Raw genomic sequence first — 20,765 nt, 5'->3', positions numbered from 1 at the left:
TGGCCATCGCGCCAAACTAAGCTGATTTGCCGGCATAGCAAAGCCTGCCTCTCGCCGATTTATCGCTGCCGCCGTTACCCAGCGCTTCGCTGGCCGGCGACAGCCTTAAAAATCGATGGCCCTGCCCTTGATTTCCCAGTCGCCGAAGCGGGCCGGATCGGCACCGCCGCGCCCGCCAATTTCCTCCGGCGGCTCTTTTGGGAGCTCTGCCCGGCGCCGTTCCTCGGCTTCTGCCAGCGCGCGCCTGGCGGCCGCGGAGAGCGGTGGCCGCGGTGGAATGGGTTCAGTGCCGGGCGCTGGACCTGCCAATCGTTCGTTTTCAGGGACATTATCGTTGGTCATGATCGCTTTCGCTTCGCCGAATATTGAAAATGTCATATCTATTTTTAAATCATAAGAGGATCGGCGGTCCAGAAAAACCTGTCGCCGCATCGCCCGGTTCAACGCGGAGAACAATGATGAACTTCATGCGGACTGCCATGCTGCTGGCTTTCATGACAGCACTGTTCATGGGGGTCGGATATCTGATCGGCGGCCAGAGCGGCATGCTGATCGCCTTCGTCGTCGCCGCGGGGATGAATTTCTTCTCCTACTGGAATTCCGACCGCATGGTCCTGTCGACCTATCATGCGCAGGAAGTCGACGAAAGCAACGCGCCCGAGTTCTATGCGACGATTCGTGACCTGGCCCGCAATGCCGGCCTGCCGATGCCGAAGGTCTACATCTTCGACAGCCCGCAGCCCAATGCGTTCGCAACGGGCCGCAATCCGCAGAATGCTGCCGTTGCGGCATCGACCGGGCTGCTGCGCAAGCTGACGCCGCAGGAAGTGGCCGCCGTGATGGCCCACGAGCTCGCCCATGTCGAAAACCGCGACACGCTGATCATGACGATCACCGCAACCTTTGCCGGGGCGATCTCGATGCTTGGCAATTTCGCCTTCCTGTTTGGCGGGCGGCGAGACGGCAACAATGGCGGCTTCGGCATTATCGGCATCCTGGTGGCGATGGTCGTGGCACCGTTCGCGGCCATGCTGGTGCAGATGGCGATCAGCCGGACCCGGGAATATGCCGCCGACCGGCGCGGCGCGGAAATTTGCGGCAATCCGCTGTGGCTGGCCTCGGCCCTCCAGAAGATTGCCGGGGAAGCGGCGGTGGTGCACAATCCCGATGCCGAGCGCAATCCGGCTACGGCCCATATGTTCATCATCAATCCGCTGAGCGGCGAGCGCATGGACAATCTGTTTTCGACCCATCCGAATACCGAAAACCGCATTGCAGCGCTCCAGCAAATGTCGGTCCCGACACAGCCAAGGTCGACGGATGCCCCGCAGCCTGATATGCCCCGGCGCAAATCGCGCTCCGTTCCGGATTCCGGCTGGGGACGCGGTGGTTCGCAACCGCCAAAGGGACCCTGGGATTGAACGAGACATCCGGTAAGAACAATTCGGGCAGAAAAGGCGCTCAGCGCCATGGCAGAGGGTTCGGCGATGCCGACACCTATGACATGAAGCCGGGCCTTGAAGCCAGAATGACTGCTGCCAAGCTGCTGGCGGCCGTCGTCGACCGGAAGACCCCTCTCGACGGCATGATGGACGCCCAGACCGGCAATGCGGCCTATCGGGCGCTCGGTGATGCCGACCGCGCCCTGGTGCGGGCCATTTTGCACAGCGCGCTGCGTGCTCTGCCGCGCATCGATGCCATTCTCGACATGCTGCTCGATGCGCCGCTGCCGGATGGCGCACGCGCCCTGCATCATCTGATGGTGGTGGCCGCCGCGCAGATGCTGTTTCTCGACGTCCCGGATCACTCGGCGGTCGACCTTGCCGTGGAACAGGCTAATCGCGATCCGCGCAACCGGCGCTTTGCCAAAGTGGTCAATGCCGTTCTTCGCCGTCTCGGGCGGGAAAAGCAGGCGCTGCTTCAGCAGGTTTCGTCCGTTGTTTGCATGCCGCACTGGTTCTTCAGCCGGCTGGTGAAGGCCTATGGCCAGGAGCAAGCGGAAAAGATGGCCGCCGCCCAGATGGTGCCGGCCGCCATCGACCTGACGGTGAAATCCTCTCCGGAGCTCTGGGCGGAAAAGCTCAACGGCAAGCTGCTGCCGACCGGCGGCGTCCGGCTTGCCGATTTCCGCGGCTCGATCCCCTCGCTTGAGGGTTTTGCGGAGGGTGAATGGTGGGTGCAGGATGCTGCCGCCGCGATTCCGGTCCTGATGTTCGGCGACCTTGCCGGCAAGCGCGCCGCCGACCTTTGCGCCGCACCCGGCGGCAAGACGGCGCAGCTCGTGCAGCACGGCGCTAATGTCACCGCCGTCGAACAGTCGGCCAGCCGCATCACGCGGCTCAAGGGCAATCTCGACAGGCTCGGTTATGCCGCGGAGATCGTGCAGGCCAATCTGCTTGACTACAAACCTGACGAGCGGTTCGACGCCGTGCTGCTCGATGCGCCGTGCTCCTCGACCGGCACGACGCGTCGCCACCCCGACGTCTTATGGACCAAGGGGCTTGCCGATATCGAAAAGCTGGCCGAAGTGCAGGAAAAGCTGCTTCGCCATGCGCTGACCCTGGTCCGGCCGGGCGGTTCGGTGGTGTTTTCCAACTGTTCGCTCGATCCGCTGGAAGGTGAGGCAGTCGTTTCTCGCGTGCTTGCCGACAATCCGCAGTTCGAGCGCGTTGCGGCCCTCGCGCAGGACTGGCCGGGTCTCGAAGCGGCGATCACGCCACTGGGCGAATTTCGCACCACGCCGGCCATGCTGCCGGCCGATGATGGCTTTGCCGGCGGGCTTGACGGCTTCTACGCCTGCCAATTGCGCCGCGTTTAATGAAATATTCATCTTAAGTGTTAACTTATAGACAATAGAGAATCCGCACGTCCGACCCGCTTCTGGCAGTCGGGCGGGCGGCTCGCTCTGTTGGAGATGGGATGTGTGCAGGGCTATCGCCGGGCACTCGACCGGGTCGATGATTGGCACTTGTGCTGTTGCTCGCTCTCGTCCGTCTCCGGCTTAGCCGGCTGCAGCGACAGCATGGAACGACGATGCGAATCACCGAACGCCAGACACTGCCGCTGCTCTATATCCGGGAAACCTGGCGGACGCTTAGCCGACATTTGGCGGTTGGGCGTCTCTATGCCTGGCGGTTTTCGGGCGGTGCCCCCAGCCGTCTGATCGTTGCGCCGACGGATCTGCGGGTCGTCGATCCCTTCGTCGCCGAAGAAATCCTCGACGGGCGTTTTCCGCTGGCCGGACGGGTGTTGGAATGCGGCGATCAGTCGCCCTTCGCTCTTGAGCTTCCCTCCCATCTCTTTGCCATGAGATTGCATTCCTTTGCCTGGTTGCGCCATCTAAGGGCCGATAAATCGGCGGCAGCCTGCGCCAATGCCCGTGCCATCGTCGACGACTGGATCGGCCTGCATGGCAGGCGCATCCACGGGGTTGCCTGGGAAACGGATGTCGTTGCCCAGCGGATCATCGCCTGGCTGTCCCATTCGCCCGTCGTCCTGCAGGAGGCCGATGGCGGCTTCTATCGCCGCTTCCTGAAGAACCTGGCCTTCCAGGTGCGCTATCTGAACCGGATTGCCGATCACTCGGACGACGGTATGGTGCGGTTGCGGATCCGGATCGCCCTGGCCATGGCCTCCGTCTCGATGTTTTCCAGCGCGCGCGGCATCCGGCGCGCGTCGCGCCATCTCGATGCGGAAATCGATCGGCAGATTCTGCCCGATGGCGGGCATATCTCGCGCAATCCGCAATCCGCGCTGGAGCTGCTGTTCGATCTGCTGCCGCTGCGCCAGACCTATATCAATCTCGGCCATGACGTGCCGGCCCGGCTGATTCCGGCGATCGACCGGATGTATCCGGCCTTGCGGTTCTTCCGGCATCAGGATGGCGCCCTGGCGCTGTTCAATGGTGCCACATCGACACTTGCCAATGATCTGATGTCGGTGCTGCGCTATGACGAGACCGCCGGCCAGCCGTTCAAGGCCTTGCCGCACACGCATTTTCACCGCCTTTCGGCAGGCGGCACGGTCCTGATCGTCGATACCGGCCCGCCGCCGCCCGGCGATCTGTCCAAGACCGCCCATGCCGGCACGCTGTCGTTCGAGATGTCGTCGGGCAAACATCGATTCATCATCAATTCCGGTTCGCCGCGCTTTGCCGGCGAGAAATTACGGCAGATGGCGCGGGCGACGGCTGCCCATTCCACCGTCACCGTCGGCGACATGTCGTCCAGCCGGATCGCCCGATCGCGCTATCTGGGGCCGCGGATCATCGGCGGGGTCGGCAAAGTCGATGTCAAACGCGGCACGGGCACTGACGGCAGCGATCATCTGTCGGCGATCCACGACGGCTATCTCGATCCGTTTGGCCTGCTGCATGAGCGGGAAATCCGGATCAATGCCACGGGAACCAAGATTGTCGGCAGGGATCGGTTTCTGCAGGCCTCCGGCGAACCTTTGAGCAAGGCTCTCAAGGAGCCGGCCGTCGCCCGCTTCCATGTCCATCCTGCCATCGTTCTGATACCGCTCGACGAACACAGCGTGCGGCTGGTGGCCCCGGACGGGGAGACCTGGGTGTTTTCGGCGCCGGCCGGCCAACCGGCAATTGCCGAAGACGTGTTCTTTGCTGCGGTGTCCGGCGTCCAGCCCTCGGAGCAGATCGAGCTTGCCTTTTCCAGTCCGGAAATCTGGTGGTTTCTGTCCCGGCAGGCTTGAGATAGGCCGTGTTGCCGGTCGGCTATCCGGCTCTTGTTACCGTCTTTAACCCGCCAATTCCCCGAAAATCGGGGTTCTCGCCGCGCGCCTGTTTCCTCGCCGGGCCAGCTGTGCTAGGCGGCGCATGAACCGGGCGTCACCCGCGGGTAGCGTCTCAGGCATCGATGATCGGAGCGAGCGCATATGGCCGTTGTATCCAAGAAAACCCCCATTCCGGACAAAGTCAAAATCCGCACGGCGCTGCTGTCGGTTTCCGACAAGGACGGCATCATCGATCTGGCGCGGGCGCTCAGCGACATGGGCATCCGGCTGATCTCGACCGGCGGGACCTACAAGGCCATCATCGCGGCCGGCCTGCCGGCGGTCGACGTGTCCGAAGTGACGGGTTTTCCTGAGATCATGGACGGACGGGTGAAGACCCTGCATCCCGGCGTGCATGGTGGCCTGCTGGCGATCCGCGACGACGCCGAGCATATCGCGGCGATGGCCGAGCATAAGATCGACAGCATCGATCTCGCCGTCATCAACCTCTATCCGTTCGAAGCCGTGCGGGCCGCCGGCGGCGACTATCCGACGACGGTCGAGAATATCGATATCGGCGGGCCGGCGATGATCCGGGCGTCTGCCAAGAACCATGCCTATGTGACCGTCCTGACCGATCCCGCCGACTATGCCGTACTGCTTTCGGAATTGCAGGCCGGCCATGGCGAGACCAGCTATGCCTTCCGCCAGAAGCTCGCCGCCAAGGCCTATGCCCGGACGGCGGCCTATGACACGGCGATCTCCAACTGGTTTGCCGAGGCGCTGGCCATCGACATGCCGGCCTATCGCACCGTTGGCGGCGTCTTGAAGGAAGCGATGCGCTATGGCGAAAACCCGCACCAGAGCGCCGGCTTCTACGTCTCCGGCGACAATCGGCCCGGTGTCTCGACGGCGCAACTGCTGCAGGGCAAGCAGTTGTCCTACAACAACATCAACGATACGGACGCGGCTTTCGAGCTGGTCTCGGAATTTCTGCCCGAGAATGGTCCGGCCTGCGCGATCATCAAGCACGCCAACCCCTGCGGCGTGGCGACCGGCACGAGCCTGCTGGACGCCTACAAGCGGGCGCTGGCCTGCGATCCGGTGTCGGCCTTCGGCGGGATCATCGCGCTCAACCAGACGCTCGATGCCGAGACGGCCGAGGAGATTGTCAAGCTCTTTACCGAGGTCATCGTTGCTCCCGCTGTCTCGGATGAGGCAAAGGCGATCATCGCCCGCAAGGCCAACCTGCGACTGCTGGTAACGGGAAGCCTTGCCGATCCACGCGCCCCCGGCATCACGGCCAAGACCGTCTCCGGCGGTCTGCTGGTGCAATCACGCGACAATGTCGTGGTCGAGGATCTCGATCTCAAGGTCGTGACGAAGCGCGCGCCGACCGCGACCGAGCTGGAAGACATGAAGTTTGCCTTCAAGATCGCCAAGCATGTGAAATCGAACGCGGTGATCTATGCCAAGGACGGCCAGACGGCCGGCATCGGCGCCGGCCAGATGAGCCGCGTCGATTCCGCTCGGATCGCGGCGATGAAGGCGGAAGATGCGGCCAAGGCGCTGGGGCTTGCCGAGCCGCTGACACGCGGTTCTGCCGTGGCCTCCGAGGCCTTCTATCCGTTTGCCGACGGTCTGCTGGCCGCCATCGCCGCGGGAGCCACGGCCGTCATCCAGCCGGGCGGTTCCATGCGTGATGCAGACGTCATTGCCGCGGCCGACGAGCATGGTGTCACCATGGTGTTTACCGGCGTCCGGCATTTCCGCCACTGACATGAAAAAAGCCCGGAGCGCTGATCGGGCGCTCCGGGCTTCCTGGAATTGGATGTCTGCCGGCAAAGCCGGTCCTGACTTACTGTACGATCTGATCCACCAGGCGTGCCGACGCGATCGGCTGAGCGATGACCTTCATGAATTTCGAAATGTCGACCGACGGATGGCGTGACGCATAGATGACGTCGCGGTTCTTGACCGGGAAGCTCTGGCCGATGATCAGGCTGTCGGCGACAGACATGTCGAAGCGGTAGACGATCGGATAGCGGCCTTCCTTGTTCGGCCGCATGCCCTTGCTGACCAGGTCGTGGAAGCGATCCGGGGACAGGAGGTCGGCAACGATTTCGGGCTCTTCATAGCGGAAGACGAAATAGCCCTTGGCGTCGCTGCTGTCATCGCTGCCGCCGCCTGCCAGGGCGATGGCCTCAAGCAGGTTGAGATCATTGGCTGCAAAGGGAACGCGGGCATTCTTGCCGAACTCGCCAAGTGCGGTGAAGGTTCGCGGATCGTGGGTGACGAAAAGCTGGTCCTTCGGCTCGACGAAGATGTTTTCCGACGGGTTCTGGATGATCGACTGCAGAAGCACGGTGCCAGTCTTCTGGTTGCGCACCAGCGTGACATAGGACTCGTAGGGTTCCTTGCTCGGTCCGCCAGCCTTGGCGATGACTTCGGTAATTCTTTCGCCGACAAGACCGAGCGGCACCATGGACGGGCTGCCGACGGCGCCCGAGACGGCAACTTTGCGGGACTCAGTGCTGACGCTTGTGACGATGACATCCGGCTCGACAGCCTTGTTGACCAGAGCGCTGAGGATGGACTGGCGGGCCTGTTCGAGGGTTTTCCCGTTAAACGACACCAGTCCCACATAGGGAATGGAGGCCTTGCCATCGGGCTGCACGACGACATCGAGGCCGGTCTGCTTGGATTCGGATGTCGAAAACAGGCCATCGGCGCCGGCTTCGAAAATGGTTACTTTCAGGTGATCGCCGACGCCGATCACGGCGCTTTGCGCGCCGCCGCCGATCCCGAAGCGGCGCTTCAGCATTTCTGCCGAAAAATTGGCAACCATCTGGGCCGCCCTGGCGTCGACATCGATGATATCAAAGACGGTGCCGTTGGCGTGGTTCAGTTCGCTTGTGGATTTTCCGGCTTGTGAATTGATGGACGAGGCGAGGGGGCCTGCCCCGGGAACTGCTTCGCAACCCGCAAGGCCGACGCAGATGATGGCAACAATGAACCGCTTCAAGTTTCGTCTCCCTCAACCGGCACATGGCCGGCGGACACTCCATAGCATAGGCAAAATAACAAATTCCACCCACACCAATTACAATATCATCGCGAACCTAACATATTCCGTGTCCATCGATTTTGCCGCTGTCTCCTTAATCCGAATTTATGCGCTTGGCGAGTCCTTTGGGAGAGGTGAAGCGGGGCGGCGGTTGGATGAAAGCATCGGGCTGGTTGACGGTGACGGACAGGATCCGCGAGACGATTTCGTCGATCGCGACCTTTCGTCCCTCGGTATTGTAGAAGTTGCCCTTCACCTGAACGGTTGCCGCAAGCGCCGTAATGAAGTCTTCCAGCAGCTTCAGATCGACCGGTGCGGGGTGATCCCAGAAGTCGTCGAGGCCGGTCTGGTGGGTCAATCCGGGGACATCGTAGATGGCACAACCGAGCGCAATGGTCGGTTTGTGGACGCGCAGGCTGTGGATTCCGACGGTCGAATTGACGACGATGACGCCTTTTGCCTGTCTCAAAATTGCATTGAGATTGCCGTGCTCGATGAAGATGATCCGATCTTCCACGCCGTGCGCCTTGGCAATCCGGCTGATGCTGCGGCCCCAGCGCTCGAGGCCGTTGTCCAGCGGATGCTGCTTGAAGATCAGGTTGCTGTTTCTCGGCGCGAAGGCTGCAAACGAAGCGATCACCTCTTCCAGCATCTCGCGGAGATGCCGATAGGGTGAATTGGCCCTGATCTGGTAATCGCTCTGGAGTTGCAGGGCTGCCAGATAGAAGGGAGGATGGTCGCCGCTGAGAAAATCGTCCGGCAGGACCGAAGGCGTTGTGAAGGAGCGCCAGAGCCATGGCAGATAGTCCACCAAGGCGGAATAGTATTTGTCGGCCCTGTAGAGCGGATAGAACGGACGGCCGAAGAAGGACAGGAGGTTGTAGACAACCTCATTAAACGCCTCCTGGCCGAAGGTGTGGGCATATTTGACCTCGAGATCCGGCGCGGCCACCTTGCCGGCGATAGCCGAGACCGTTGCAGGATCGTTGGGAAAATGGGAGTGACGGCCCATTCCATCCCGCTCAAGCGTGATCCAGTCGGGCCGCAGATAGCCGAATTCGACGGCATGACAGCGGATACCAAGCTGCTGCGCGACGTCATAGGCGATGCGATGGTAGGGCAACTGGTCGGCATAATAGAGAATATCGGAGACGTTCTCGCGTTCGATCAGCGCCTTCAGATAGTCGGGCCAGCGGGCGATGGAGCCGCGAAAATTCAGCGCGCCGGGCTTTTGCCAGTAGAGCCGGTCGCCGAGGGAGAAATTGACCCTGTGGGTCGCCACGCCGCTCGCCTCAAAGGCGTCCGACAGTTGTCGCCAGAATGTTGAGGGAGGGCCTTGCAGGAAAAGAATCGATCGGTCAGGCGAGGAAGGCCCCATTATACGGAGCTTCCCGATTTCATGGAACATTCACGCATGCAACATTCTGTCCAAAGGGGAACTCATGGCAAGTCCCGACGAGAGCCAAGCAATGGCTTTCCGGCCAGATTGGCCCCTCTCGTCGAGACTGGGTAAATGGTTCCAGTCACCGATGTTTTCAGTATAGAAGGCTGGTAACCGATGAACAAGAATATAAGTGTGTGGGATGCGGCATTTGACCCTTCTTTTCCTGCAAGGACCGGCTTCCCCCTTCCTAAAGGACCTGGCCCGGGCGGCCGAGCGGCGCGGCGCCAAGGTCCTGAAGATCCATTTCTGTCTGGGTGATGCCGGCTTCTGGTGGCCGCGCAAGGCCGACTGGTTTACCGGCCGGCCGGCCGAGTGGCCGGATTTCCTCACGCGCTACGTGACCGAGAACGGCGTCACGGACATCGTCATGCTGGGAGACGGGCGGCCAAGGCATGCCGCGGCCGTGGCGGTTGCCCGGCATCTCAGGATCAAGGCGCATATTTTCGAGCACGGCTACCTGCGTCCGGACTGGCTGACGCTCGAGCCCTTCGGGATGTCGAGCAAGTCGTGCTTTCCGGCCGATGCGACCAGCATCCGAACGCTGGCCGAGGGGCAGGCGGACCCGCCGGTCGACAAGCGCTTTGCCAGCAGCTTCCTCACCTATGCCCTTTACGATCTGGCCTTCCACATTCCGAATGTCATGCTCGGCTGGCTGGTTCATCCGCATTATCGCGCCCATGGCGCGGTGCATCCGCTGGTCGAATATGCGGGCTGGATTGGCAAGGCCCTCACCGTGCCCTGGCGCAGTCGGTCGGCCCGGCGCGTGGAACAGCGTTATCGCGCCGGATCGCCTGATTTCTTCCTGTTTCCGCTGCAACTGCCGGGCGATTACCAGATCCGCGTCCATGCCCCGATGGGCGATCTTTTCAAGCTGGTCGCCGCCGTGATCGGTTCTTTCGCCCGCCATGCCCCGCTGACAACGCGACTGCTGTTCAAGGTTCACCCGATCGACAACGGTCTCAGCCGATGGAGCACACGGATCGGCCAACTGGCGCGGCATCATGGCGTCGAGGGCCGGATCGACCTGATCGACGGCGGTGATCTCGATAGCTTGATTGCCCGCTCCGTCGGCGTCGTGACGGTCAATTCGACGGTCGGCCTGACGGCGCTTCTGGCGCACAAGCCAGTGATCGCGCTGGCGCCGGCGGTCTATGATGTGGCGGGGCTCACCCATCACGCAAGCCTTGCCAGCTTCTGGCAGGCGCCGACGCCGCCCGAACCGGACATGCCGTCAGTGCTGGTCAGGGCCATGGCGAGAACCATCCAGGTGCGCGGCGGCTTGATCGGCCGAGAAGCGATGCAGACCGGTGCCGACGCGATGGCGCAGCGGCTGTTCGAGGAGGTGGACCTGTTACCCGTCGACAGCCCGCCGGATCGCTCGCATTTCCGCTACGAAGCGGAACTGTCTATCGACGCATCCGGCGCAGGAACCACCAGGTCAGGATCGGTTTGACCAGCGAGCCGAAGCGGGCGAGCAGATGCAGGGTCAGGCCGAAAAAGATCTCGTGCCGACCTTGATCGAGACCTCTTACGATGCGCGCGGCGACCTTGTCTGCAGGCCACGGCTTGACATGTCCCATGATGATTTCGGCTTCCGGCGGGCGATGCGCCAGTTCGCCAGCCAGTTGCGGCGTGTCGGTGTCGGGTGGGTAGCAGATCGCCACATGAATGCCGGCCGGCTCCGCCTCCATGCGCAGGGCCTCGGCAAAGCCCGTCAGGCCGGCTTTCGAGGCGCAATAGGTGGCATAGCCCGGAATGCCGATCAAGGCAGCGGCCGATGATACCAACAGAATCGTGCCCCTGCCGCGTTGCCGCATCCCGGCGTAGACGGCCTGCGTCGCATTGATCGTGCCGATCAGGTTGGTGTCGATCTGCTCGCGCGCGGCGTGGGCGTCCAAAGTCTCCAGGAAACCGGGCGTCACTATGCCTGCCGATGTGATCAGGATATCGCAGGGGCCGAAAGCCGCTTCGGCGTCGTGGATCGCCGTGGCCAAAGCTGCGGCATCCGAGACATCGACGGCTTTAAGGTGGAGGCGAGCCGCGCTCGATGCCTGGGTCGCCTGCAAGCGATCGGCTGCATTCCGCAGCCGTTCCGCCGAGCGGCCGATCAGCGTGACGCGGTTGCCGTTGCTGAGATAGATCGCCGCCAGCGCCAGGCCAATGCCGCTGGAACCGCCTGATATGATGACGTGACTGCCGGTCAAGCCCGCCTGCCTTCCGCGATTGCCCAACCCTTGCCTGTCCCTATGGCGGCAGAAAGCGCGCTAGAGCTTGGCAAGCTGCGCCATGACCAGCTTCACATCCATGGAGCCGATGCCAAAGTTCTGTTCCTTCAGCCGCCCGAGGATTTCTGCTGTCAGGTCGACGGTCCGCTTGATCTGCTCTTCGGTATGGGCGCTGGTGATAAAGAAGCGCAGGCGCGCCAGCCCTTCCGGCACGGCCGGATAGATGATCGGCAGGACATTGACGCCGGCGGCGAAGAGTTCATTGGAAAGCTGCACCGAGCGCAGCGAATCGGCCACCAGGACCGGCACGACCGAATAACCCTCGCTGAGGCCGGTATCCAGACCGCGCTCTTTGGCATGTTCCAGGAAGGACTGGCTGTTGCGACGCAGGGCATGGGTGCGGCGGGGTTCTTCGCGCAGGATGTCGAGGCTGGCGATTGCCGCGGCCGCAAGCGCCGGGGCAAGGCCGACGCTGTAGACGAAGCCGCCGGCTTGCGCCTTCAACAGGGTGATCAGCGCCTTGCTGCCGGCAATGTAGCCGCCGCAGCTGCAGGTGGTCTTGGACAGCGTGCCCATCCAGATATCGACTTCGCTGGAGGCAACATCGTAATGCTCGAAAATGCCGCGGCCGGTGTCGCCCAAAACGCCGAGAGAATGGGCCTCGTCCATCATCAGCCAGAAATTGAACTGCTTTTTCAGGCGCAGAAGGCCCGGCAGGTCGGCGATGTCGCCGTCCATCGAATAGATGCCTTCGCTGATCACCAGGATCCGTTCATAGTCGCCGGCAAGCGACAGCAGGATGCGCTCCAGATCGGCGCAATCATTGTGCTTGAAGAAGCGCCGGTTGGCACCCGACAGCTTGATGCCGGTCAGGGCGCTGTTATGGATGAACTCGTCATGGATCACCAGGTCCTTCGGACCCATGAGACAGCCAATCGCTGCAACATTGGTCAAGTAGCCGCTGACGAAACAGACGGCGGCTTCCGTCTGGTAGATCTCGGCAAGCGACGCTTCGAGCTCGCCATGAATGGTGCGTTCGCCGGCGACCACGCGGCTTGCCGACGCCGACACGCCGAAATCGGCCAGCGCCTTGCTGGCATGAGCGATGACGCGGGGATGCTGATTGAGCCCGAGATAGTCGTAGGACGCAAAGTTGTCGAAGCTTTTTCCGCCGATCTGCGCCGTGGCGCCGCTCGCTCCTTCATGGGCCCTATAGAACGGGTTCTCCATGCCGAGCTGCTGGCTGGCAAACTGCTGCATGGCGACCTGCTTGTATTCGGCAAGGTCGGTAAAGGCCGGCTGGCTCCGAACGAATGTCTGCGTTGCAGCCTGTTCGCTGCGCACGACGCGGCCGCGTTCAACGTCCTTCTGCAGGCCGCGCATCCGGTTCAGAAGATCCTGCCGCTTGTTCTCGTTCATAGGCTGCGTACTCCAATGCGGTATCGGGTCACGCAACGGGCATTTATTGTCCTTGACCGGCGTGACGGCGGCTCAGGTCGTCGATAATCTGTATATCGGCCGAGACGTCTTCGTCGCCATCGGTCGATCTGCTTCTCGCGCTGACCTTCTCATACAACCTTCGGGTCACGTCGCCAACCGTCGCGTTATCGGCCAAGCTGCTCAGAGGCATATCAAAGCCGGTATTCTGTTCGAAGTTCAGGCCAAGTTCAACTGCCATCAGACTGTCGAGGCCGATCTCCTTCAGGACGCTGTCGAGCGTGATGTTTTCCTTCGGTACCCGCAGGGTATTGGCGATCTCGCTGGCGATGACGTTGAACAGCGCATCCTGGGCTTCCAGTTGCGATTTGCCCTCGACCATCGACGGCAGATCGATCTCGCCGCTCTCCATCCCGGCAGAAAGCTGGGAGGCCCGGCGCATGACGACCTCGAACAGGGCCTCGTTGACCACCGGCAGGGCATGCGCTGCCGCCCAGTCGAATTCCGAGATCATCACCACCGCGGCGTCGACCGTATCGGGCGCCGAGGCGATATACTGCTCGACCGCTGACAGGGCATCGCGGGCGTCGAGCGCCGTCTTGCCGATCCGACGGCCAAGCCGCTGGTTGACTTCGGCATTGCGCGCCAGATAGCCGGCATCGGCAATAGCGCCGAAACCGACGGCCAGGGCCGGCAGGTTTTCGGCGCGCCGCGCCCGGGCCAAACCTTCGAGGTAACCATTAGCCGCCACGTAGTTCGCCTGTCCCGGATTGCCGACCAGCGTCGTCACGGAGGAGAAGAGGATGAAATTGTCGAGGCTATCGGCGCGGGTCAGCTTGTCGAGGATGGCCCCGCCCTTGGCTTTCACGTCGATGACCGGACGGTTTCTGTCCTTGTTGAGGTTGGCGATGAAGGCATCATCCAGCACCATTGCGGCATGGATGACCGTCTTCAGCGGAGCCTTGGCACGCAAGGCCTTCAGCATGGCGGCGACATCGCTTTCCTTGGTGACGTCGCAGGCGTGCAGCTCGGTCTTGACGCCCATCTGCGTCCAGCGGGCGATTGCCGCTGTCGTATCGTCGTCGGCCGTGCCGCGACGCGAGCACAAGGCGATATGTCTGGCGCCCTTTTCGACGAGCCATTCCGCTGCCACGAGCCCGAAGCCGCCGATGCCGCCGGCCACGAGATGCATGCCGTGCGGATCGACCGTCATGCTGCGGACCGGCCGGGTGGCGATCCGGTCGCGACCGGACACCGGCGGCAGAACGACGATCTTGCCGATATGGCCGGCATTCTGCATCAAACGGAAGGCATCGCCGATCTCGTCGAACTCGAAGGAGCGGAACGGCAGTGGCGAGAAAATGCCCTGCTCGAACAGCGCGCCGATTTCGGTCAGCATGCGGCGTGACAGGTCGGGATGCAGGACCAGGAGTTGATCCGCATCGATGCCGAAATAGCTGACATTGCGGCGGAACGGACGCAGGCCGATCTTGCTGTCGGCGTAATAGTCACGCTTGCCAAGCTCGAGGAATCGGCCGAACGGCTTGACCAGCGAGAGGCTCTGTTCCATCGCTTCGCCGAACAGGGAATTCAGCACCAGATCGACGCCCTGACCGCCGGTGACGTCGAGAACATCCTGCACGAAGCCGAGCGAACGGGAATCGAACACATGATCGGCGCCCAGCGTTTCGAGGAAGCGTCGCTTCTCCTGGGTGCCGGCTGTGGCAATGACCTTGGCGCCGGCATGCTTTGCCACCTGAAGAGCGGCCAGTCCAACGCCGCCGGCAGCACCGTGGATCAGAATGGTCTCGTTGGGGCGCATGCGGCCAAGCTCGTTGATCGCGTAATAGGCCGTCAGGAAGACCACCGGAATGGTGGCGGCCGAAACCGGGTCGATGCCGGCCGGCAATTTGGCAACGCCGGCGCGATCGACGCTGACATGGGTGGAAAAGGCTGCAGCGGCAATGGCCATGACATTGTCACCCGGCACAAGATCGGTGATCCCGTTGCCGACAGACACCACTTCGCCGGAGAATTCCATGCCGATCGAGGCGCCGGCAAAGCCGTCCTCCAGGGCCTCTTCGGGCAGCATGCCCATGGCCCACATCACGTCGCGGAAGTTCAGGCCGGTCGCGGCAACCTTGACCAGGACGTCCGACGGACCGATCTGCGGCGTCGCGCAATTTTCCCAACGGATGCTGGTGACCTGCGACGGCACCTGCTGGCGGATCACCGCAGCTTCGAACTGGCGGGTCGTTTGTACAGCCTGGACGCTGGCGCCTGGAACGATGCGAAGTTCGGACAGGGTGCCGCTCGTCTCGTCCAGCAGCCATTCGCGATTGGGGCCATTCAGGTCGAGCGTCTTGAAGGCGACATCGAGCAGGCGTTCGGGGGCATCGGCATTCGCGTCGACCGAGCGAACATCGAAGATCTCGTATTCGTTGCGCAAGACACGCGCAAAAGCCCAAAGACCCGAATTGACGGCGCTGGTGGCTTGGGTGGATCCTGGTTCCCTGACCGGCGCACCACCGGGAGCGACGACCACCAGGCGAACCGGTGTCTTGGCGGCGCCGGGTCTGCCCTGATATTCGGTAAAGGCAGCGGCCAGCGCGCTCAGCGCCAGAACGCGGTCCTGCAGAACAGCCGAGGTGTCATCGTTCGTCGATGCGGCCGGCGGCGACAGGCAGATCACGCCGCGCAGCTTGCCGGCATTCTGCTCGATGGCATCGAGGATCGACCGCTTGTCGATCTCCAGATCGCCTGCTGTCAGCACCGGAACAATATCATTGCGTCCAAGCGACAGGGCCGCCGAGAGCACTTGCGCGGTTCCCAGGCGTGCATCGTGCAGCACGATGCATGAGCCGCCGGGTACCGTCTCTTCGGCCGCAGCGGATATTTCGACGGCGGTAGAGGGGGGGCGGCCGAGCGCTTCCATCAGGATCAGGCTGCCGCCCGGAAGATCGCGCGCCGCGACCTCGGCCAGCTTGAAGCCCATTCCTTCGAGCCGCTTCTGCCATTCCGCAGCGCTTAGCAAACGGCCGATCGGGAATTCCGTGTTCAGGCTGCGAGCGAACCAGCCCTTGCTGAGACCGAACGCGAAATCGTTGGCGACACCGGGTGCTGACTGGGTTGCCAGGAACAATTCCACCGAGGAAAGGCGGCCCGTGGCAAAATGATTGGCAATGTCCGCATCGAGAATGTCGTGCAGATCGTCGGATGCGCTCAGTACGATGTCGATCGACTGCAGGGTATCGAACTGCTTGCGGTCGATGATCTGGACATTGGCGTCGGTTTCAAAGGCAATCTCGAGATTGCGGCGGGCACCGGCGTCCGGCTCGTAGATCGTCAGGCTTGCGGCATGGGTCGCGGCAATGTCGGCAAGCTCCCGGCTGAAGTGGGACGAGCTGCTGCCAAGCTCGAGGATCCGCAGCGATCGATCAGCGCCTTCGTTCTGCACCAGGCAATTGCGCAGCGCATCCTGCAGAAGCCGCATGCGGTTCTTGGCGATGTTGGAATGGATTGCGAAATGATCGAGCGTCGCCTCGCTGATGAAGGACGGCGCGCGCGCGTCTTCGCGTTCCTCATCTTCTGCGGGTTCAGCGTCGTCGAGCCTGTCGAGGACTTCCCGATAGACATCGTTGATCAAAACGATTTCGACGGTGCGATCGGGACTGCCGGAATAGAGTTCGCCCAGCACTTCCGAAACGGCCGGCAAGGGACAATCCTTCTCGAATGTCCATACGCCGTCGGCATAGGCGGCAAAGCCGGCGTCGGCCAACAGATGCAGCCCGTTGACCAGGAAACGACGGAAATCCGGGTCCTGCGGCAAGGCGTCGATGTCGAGCGTGTCGCGGCCGTTGCCGAGCTTGACGGCGATGTCATGCAGGGCGCGGAAGACCGCCGCGTTGAACAGGAAGGTTTCGTTGTCGAGCTGCCCGTCGTCACCCGGCGCAAAGAAAGGCGACTGGCGTTGGATGTCCGATGCCGCCAGGACCGCATTGGGCTTGGTCAACTGCAACGGGACCTTCTCGTAATGGAAGGACAGGGCATCCAGCGACTTGTGCTGCTTCAGATAGGTTCTCTTGAAACGGCAATCGGCAAGCGTCGCAATGCGCACGCCATTGTCGTCGAGCAGATGGAAGTTGGCCTTGATCGAGGCCGAGCTTATGCGCTCGATTTCGACCATGGCCTTGCGGACCGTCTTGCCGACGGCTGCGATGCGAATGCGCCCGAAGCGCACCGGAATGTAGGGCGCGCCGCCATGCTCGCCGCTGAAGCGGTCGAACAGAGCGACGAGGCCATGGAACACGGCATCGACAGAGAGCGGATTGAGATTGTACTGCAGCAGCGGATGCCCGGCTTCGGCCGGCTCGCGCAGTTCGACGGCGACCAGGCGGTCGCCGTAGCATGTCGCCTTTTCCATCAGCTGGAAGCGCGGACCGTAGTCGAGGCCGAAATTGGCGGCGGTGCGATAGGCCTTGGCGGCATCGACGATGGCGGTGACAGGCTCAAGGGCAAAATCAACGGGTTCGCTGTGTTCCGAAGCCGTCAGCTTGCGGACACGGGCCACGGCATGCACCGCCCAGTCGTCTTCGCTGAGCCGCTCGCGCGAGCGGATTTGCAGATCGCCGGTCTCCGTCGAGATGATCGTCGAGAGTTCGAACAGACGGTTCTTGCTCAGTTCCAGCGGGCGCACGATTTCGAGGTTCGAGATCTCGATATGATCGCTTGAGAAGTGCAGGCGTGCGGCCGACAGAGCGATCTCGATGAAACCGCTGCCGGGCAGGATGGCGCGATCGTCCACCACATGCTCGGCCAGATCCGGGAAGAGATAGGCATCGACATGGTTCTTCCAGTTCGTGCCATTGGGGTCCACCCGCCAGCCGGCCAGCGTGTAGCCCTGCTGGTGGGTGCGGCCGAAGATATCGGCGCGGTCGCTGGTCGATTCGGGATGGAGATCGGTCTTGTCGAACGGCAGCACGGGCAGCGACACAAAGGCGTCGCGCTTGCCGAACACCTGTTTTTCATCGATAGCCGCGCCGAAAGCCACAGCGCGCGCCATGGATTGCGACACCGGATCCTGGCCGTCCTTGTTTTCCTCGCGCTGGAGGGTCGGTACGACGTTGACGGCGGCAGAAACCTGCTGGGCGATATCGCTGATATAGCCCGAAAGGATGGGCCGCGGCGAGACTTCCAGGAATACGTTGCAGCCGAGAGCGATGGCCGCTTCGGTGGCCTGCAGGAATTTCACCGGCTGGCGAACATTCTGCCACCAGTATTCCGGCGTCAGCGCCTCGCCCTGCAGGGTCGCACCCGTGACGGTCGAGATGAACTCGATCTTCGAGTTGCGCGGCGAGATTTTCGGAGCGTCACCGAAGAATGCCGCCTTTGCCTTGTCGATGAGCGGGTGATGGAAGGGATAGTTGATATCGAGAAGCTGGACCGCGACCTTGCGCTTGCGCGCCTTTTCGCGGAGCAACTTGATCTGGTCGTAGGACCCCGAAATGGTCACCGAGTTCGGCGCGTTGACCGCGGCAACGAAGAGTTCGTCCAGTTCCAGCGCGCGGATAAGCTCAAGCGCTGCATCCTCGCCGAGTTTCACGGCCGCCATCGTGCCCTCGCCGGCCAGGACCGCCTGGTGCAGGGAGCGCTTGGCAATCACCGATACGGCATCTTCCAGGCTGAGAGCGCCGGCGGCATAGGCCGCGGCCACTTCGCCGACGGAATGACCGTAAGTTGCCGTGACGTTCAACCCCATGGCAACAAGCGCATCCGACAAGGCTGCCTGCACCGCAAACAGCAGCGGCTGGGCAAGCATGGTATCCGACAGCTTTTCATCCAGCGCCGGATCGGACAGGGCCTCGATCAGGTCGATATCGGAATGGTTCTTGAAAAGCGCGGCGATCTTCGAGAAACAGGCGCGAAATTCAGCATTTGACGCGAAGGCGTCGAGCCCCATGCCGGCCCACTGCGAGCCGTTACCGGAGAAAACCAGCGCCACCTTGGGGTCGCGCGACATGGATTCTCCGACTTCGCCTCGTCCCGAGCCGGGAGATGCCAGATGGGCGTCAACCGCGGCAACAATCTCCTCCGTGCTGCCTCTGGCGACAAACCGGTGGCGCAACGCGGATCTGCTGCTGCCTGCGGCCGAAATGACGGCCGCGGCCTCGTTGCTGTCGGCTGCCGCCGAGAATCGCGCTGAATAGCCCTTCAGCAACTGGGCAAGGCTTTCTGCGGTATGGGCGCTTGCCATGAACAGCGGGGCTGCAGCGGCCTTCTTCGCGCCGGTCGCAGACGGCTTTTTCTTCGGATCAGAGATGACGACATGGGCGTTGGCACCGCCAAAGCCGAACGAATTGATACCCGCCAGCCGGGGCTTGGCACTTTTTTCAAGCTCGATCGCCTCACTGGCCACTCGGACGTTCAGGCCTTCGAAATCAATCGAATCATTGGGCGTGTGGAAATGCAGCGATGCCGGAAGATAGTCGTTCTCCAGCGCCATCATGGCCTTCATCACACCCAGAAGACCGGATGCGGGTTCGGCGTGGCCGATATTCGTCTTGATCGAGCCGATCGGGATCGGTGCCTTGCGCCTCGAGCCGATGACCGTGCCAAGGGACCAGACTTCGGCGGGATCGCCGACCTTGGTGCCGGTTCCGTGGCCTTCGATAAAGGCGACCTGATCCGGATCGATCTCGTTGTCGACATAAACAGCGGTCAGCAGGGCTGCCTGCGCTTCGCGCGACGGCAGCGAAATGCCGTTGGTGCGGCCGGCGGCATTGGTTCCGCTGGCGACGATCGTCGCGTGACTGCGGTCGCCTTCAAGAGCCGCACGATCACTGCGGCGCAGCACCAGAATGGCGGCGCCTTCAGCGCGGACATAGCCGATGCCGTCATTGTCATAGGCCTTGCACAGGCCGTCCATGGACAGCATGCGGGCCTGGGCAAAGCCGACGAAAGGCAGGGGATGGACGAGGATGTTGACGCCGCCGACAATGGCGGTATCGACTTCTCCGGCGTTCAGCGCCCGCACGGCGTGATCAAGAGCCACCAACGATGAGGAGCAAGCCGTATCGACGGTCAGGCTCGGGCCGTTCAACCCAAAGACGTGAGAAATGCGGTTGGCGACGACCGAAAGCGTGTTGCCGGTCATGAAATGCGGGCCGGGAGCTGCGGGGTCTTCGACGGAAAGATTGCCGTGGTCGAGGCTGGAGGCGCCGACATAGACGGCAACGTTTTCGCCATGCAGACTGCTGACCGGAATATTGGCGTCCTCAAGGGCGCGCCATGTCAGTTCCAGCAGCAGCCGTTGCTGCGGATCCATGAACATGGCTTCGCGCCGCGAGATGCCGAACAGCACCGGGTCAAACCCATAGATATCGTCCAGAACGCCTGCGGAATAGGTGTAGTACTTGCCTGGGACGCCCATTTCTGGATGCCAGAAACGCGCAAGATCCCACCGATCTCCAGGCACAGTGGAAACCGTGCAGGTACCGGCACGCAACAACTCGAAAAGCTCTTCAGGCGAATTCGCCCCTGGCGCGACACAAGCCCGCCCAATGATTTCTACACTCATCTATCCAAACGCAATTTTTCCGAGCTTTAGGGCACGAGCCGTCGCGGCATTTCACCCGACGCCCCATAACTTCGATAGATAGTCACTTAGAGAAGCAAAGTTTGGGCGTCAATTCCTATTGACTGCGAGTTGTGTTGGAAAGACCAATGGTTGCCAATCCCAACAAGAGGCTTCGACTTGGTGACGGATTTCGACAGGCAACGCTCGGGGCTGACTAAAGTTCGCCATAATGATATGAATATAGTATTTTTCATATCGCAGATTGCGATTTAAGAGTAAGCGCAG

General features: G+C 62.1%; 11 protein-coding genes. 5 read left to right on the top strand and 6 right to left on the bottom strand.

The genetic code is table 11. The annotated features are described in order from the left end of the window. Nucleotides 1–105: 105 nt before the first annotated feature. Nucleotides 106–378, bottom strand: coding sequence for a DUF1674 domain-containing protein (locus HGO38_RS27310; RefSeq protein WP_502941647.1), 273 nt, complete (start codon nucleotides 376–378; stop codon nucleotides 106–108). Nucleotides 379–458: 80 nt separating this feature from the next. Between HGO38_RS27310 and htpX the strand changes: the two genes are divergently transcribed. The 4 genes from htpX (at nucleotide 459) to purH (ending at nucleotide 6,510) form a co-directional block, all read left to right on the top strand. Then, nucleotides 459–1,421 (top strand): zinc metalloprotease HtpX, encoded by a 963-nt coding sequence (htpX, locus tag HGO38_RS27305; protein WP_250958967.1) that lies wholly within the window; start codon nucleotides 459–461, stop codon nucleotides 1,419–1,421. Further along, entirely contained in the window at nucleotides 1,412–2,818 is a 1,407-nt protein-coding gene (locus tag HGO38_RS27300) for an RsmB/NOP family class I SAM-dependent RNA methyltransferase (protein WP_502941646.1), read from the top strand. Before htpX ends, HGO38_RS27300 begins: the two co-directional genes overlap by 10 nt. A 215-nt stretch (nucleotides 2,819–3,033) precedes the next feature. After that, on the top strand, nucleotides 3,034–4,710 hold the full coding sequence (locus HGO38_RS27295) for a heparinase II/III family protein (protein ID WP_250958965.1): 1,677 nt from the start codon (nucleotides 3,034–3,036) through the stop codon (nucleotides 4,708–4,710). Nucleotides 4,711–4,893: 183 nt separating this feature from the next. Next, on the top strand, nucleotides 4,894–6,510 hold the full coding sequence (gene purH / locus HGO38_RS27290) for a bifunctional phosphoribosylaminoimidazolecarboxamide formyltransferase/IMP cyclohydrolase (protein WP_250958964.1): 1,617 nt from the start codon (nucleotides 4,894–4,896) through the stop codon (nucleotides 6,508–6,510). Nucleotides 6,511–6,589: 79 nt separating this feature from the next. Here the strand turns inward: purH and HGO38_RS27285 are convergent, their stop codons facing one another. Both HGO38_RS27285 and HGO38_RS27280 read right to left on the bottom strand, forming a co-directional pair. Then, nucleotides 6,590–7,756 carry a polysaccharide biosynthesis/export family protein gene (locus HGO38_RS27285; protein WP_250958963.1) on the bottom strand — a complete coding sequence of 389 codons (1,167 nt, stop codon included), beginning with the start codon at nucleotides 7,754–7,756 and terminating at the stop codon, nucleotides 6,590–6,592. Between the two features lie 136 nt (nucleotides 7,757–7,892). Then, nucleotides 7,893–9,080, bottom strand: a complete 1,188-nt coding sequence (locus tag HGO38_RS27280; protein WP_250958962.1) for a capsule polysaccharide biogenesis protein — start codon at nucleotides 9,078–9,080, stop codon at nucleotides 7,893–7,895. Between the two features lie 301 nt (nucleotides 9,081–9,381). Between HGO38_RS27280 and HGO38_RS27275 the strand changes: the two genes are divergently transcribed. Beyond that, complete coding sequence (locus HGO38_RS27275; protein ID WP_250958961.1) at nucleotides 9,382–10,695, top strand: capsule polysaccharide biogenesis protein; 1,314 nt, start codon at nucleotides 9,382–9,384, stop codon at nucleotides 10,693–10,695. Here the strand turns inward: HGO38_RS27275 and HGO38_RS27270 are convergent. Genes HGO38_RS27270 through HGO38_RS27260 form a run of 3 tightly spaced genes read right to left on the bottom strand, consistent with a single transcriptional unit; the run spans nucleotide 10,649 to nucleotide 20,480 of the window. Continuing rightward, nucleotides 10,649–11,446: an SDR family NAD(P)-dependent oxidoreductase gene (locus HGO38_RS27270; RefSeq protein ID WP_250958960.1), complete on the bottom strand. Its 798-nt coding sequence runs from the start codon at nucleotides 11,444–11,446 to the stop codon at nucleotides 10,649–10,651. The genes HGO38_RS27275 and HGO38_RS27270 overlap by 47 nt on opposite strands. Nucleotides 11,447–11,506: 60 nt before the next feature. Continuing rightward, on the bottom strand, nucleotides 11,507–12,886 hold the full coding sequence (locus HGO38_RS27265) for an aminotransferase class I/II-fold pyridoxal phosphate-dependent enzyme (protein ID WP_250958959.1): 1,380 nt from the start codon (nucleotides 12,884–12,886) through the stop codon (nucleotides 11,507–11,509). A gap of 43 nt (nucleotides 12,887–12,929) precedes the next feature. Further along, on the bottom strand, nucleotides 12,930–20,480 hold the full coding sequence (locus HGO38_RS27260) for a type I polyketide synthase (protein WP_250958958.1): 7,551 nt from the start codon (nucleotides 20,478–20,480) through the stop codon (nucleotides 12,930–12,932). Between the last annotated feature and the right edge of the window lie 285 nt (nucleotides 20,481–20,765).

The sequence above is a fragment of the Rhizobium sp. CG5 genome (assembly GCF_023701945.1).
Taxonomy (GTDB): Bacteria; Pseudomonadota; Alphaproteobacteria; order Rhizobiales; family Rhizobiaceae; genus Allorhizobium.
The sequence above is the reverse complement of the archived record's forward strand: the minus strand, read 5'-3'. Positions and strand labels throughout refer to the sequence as shown.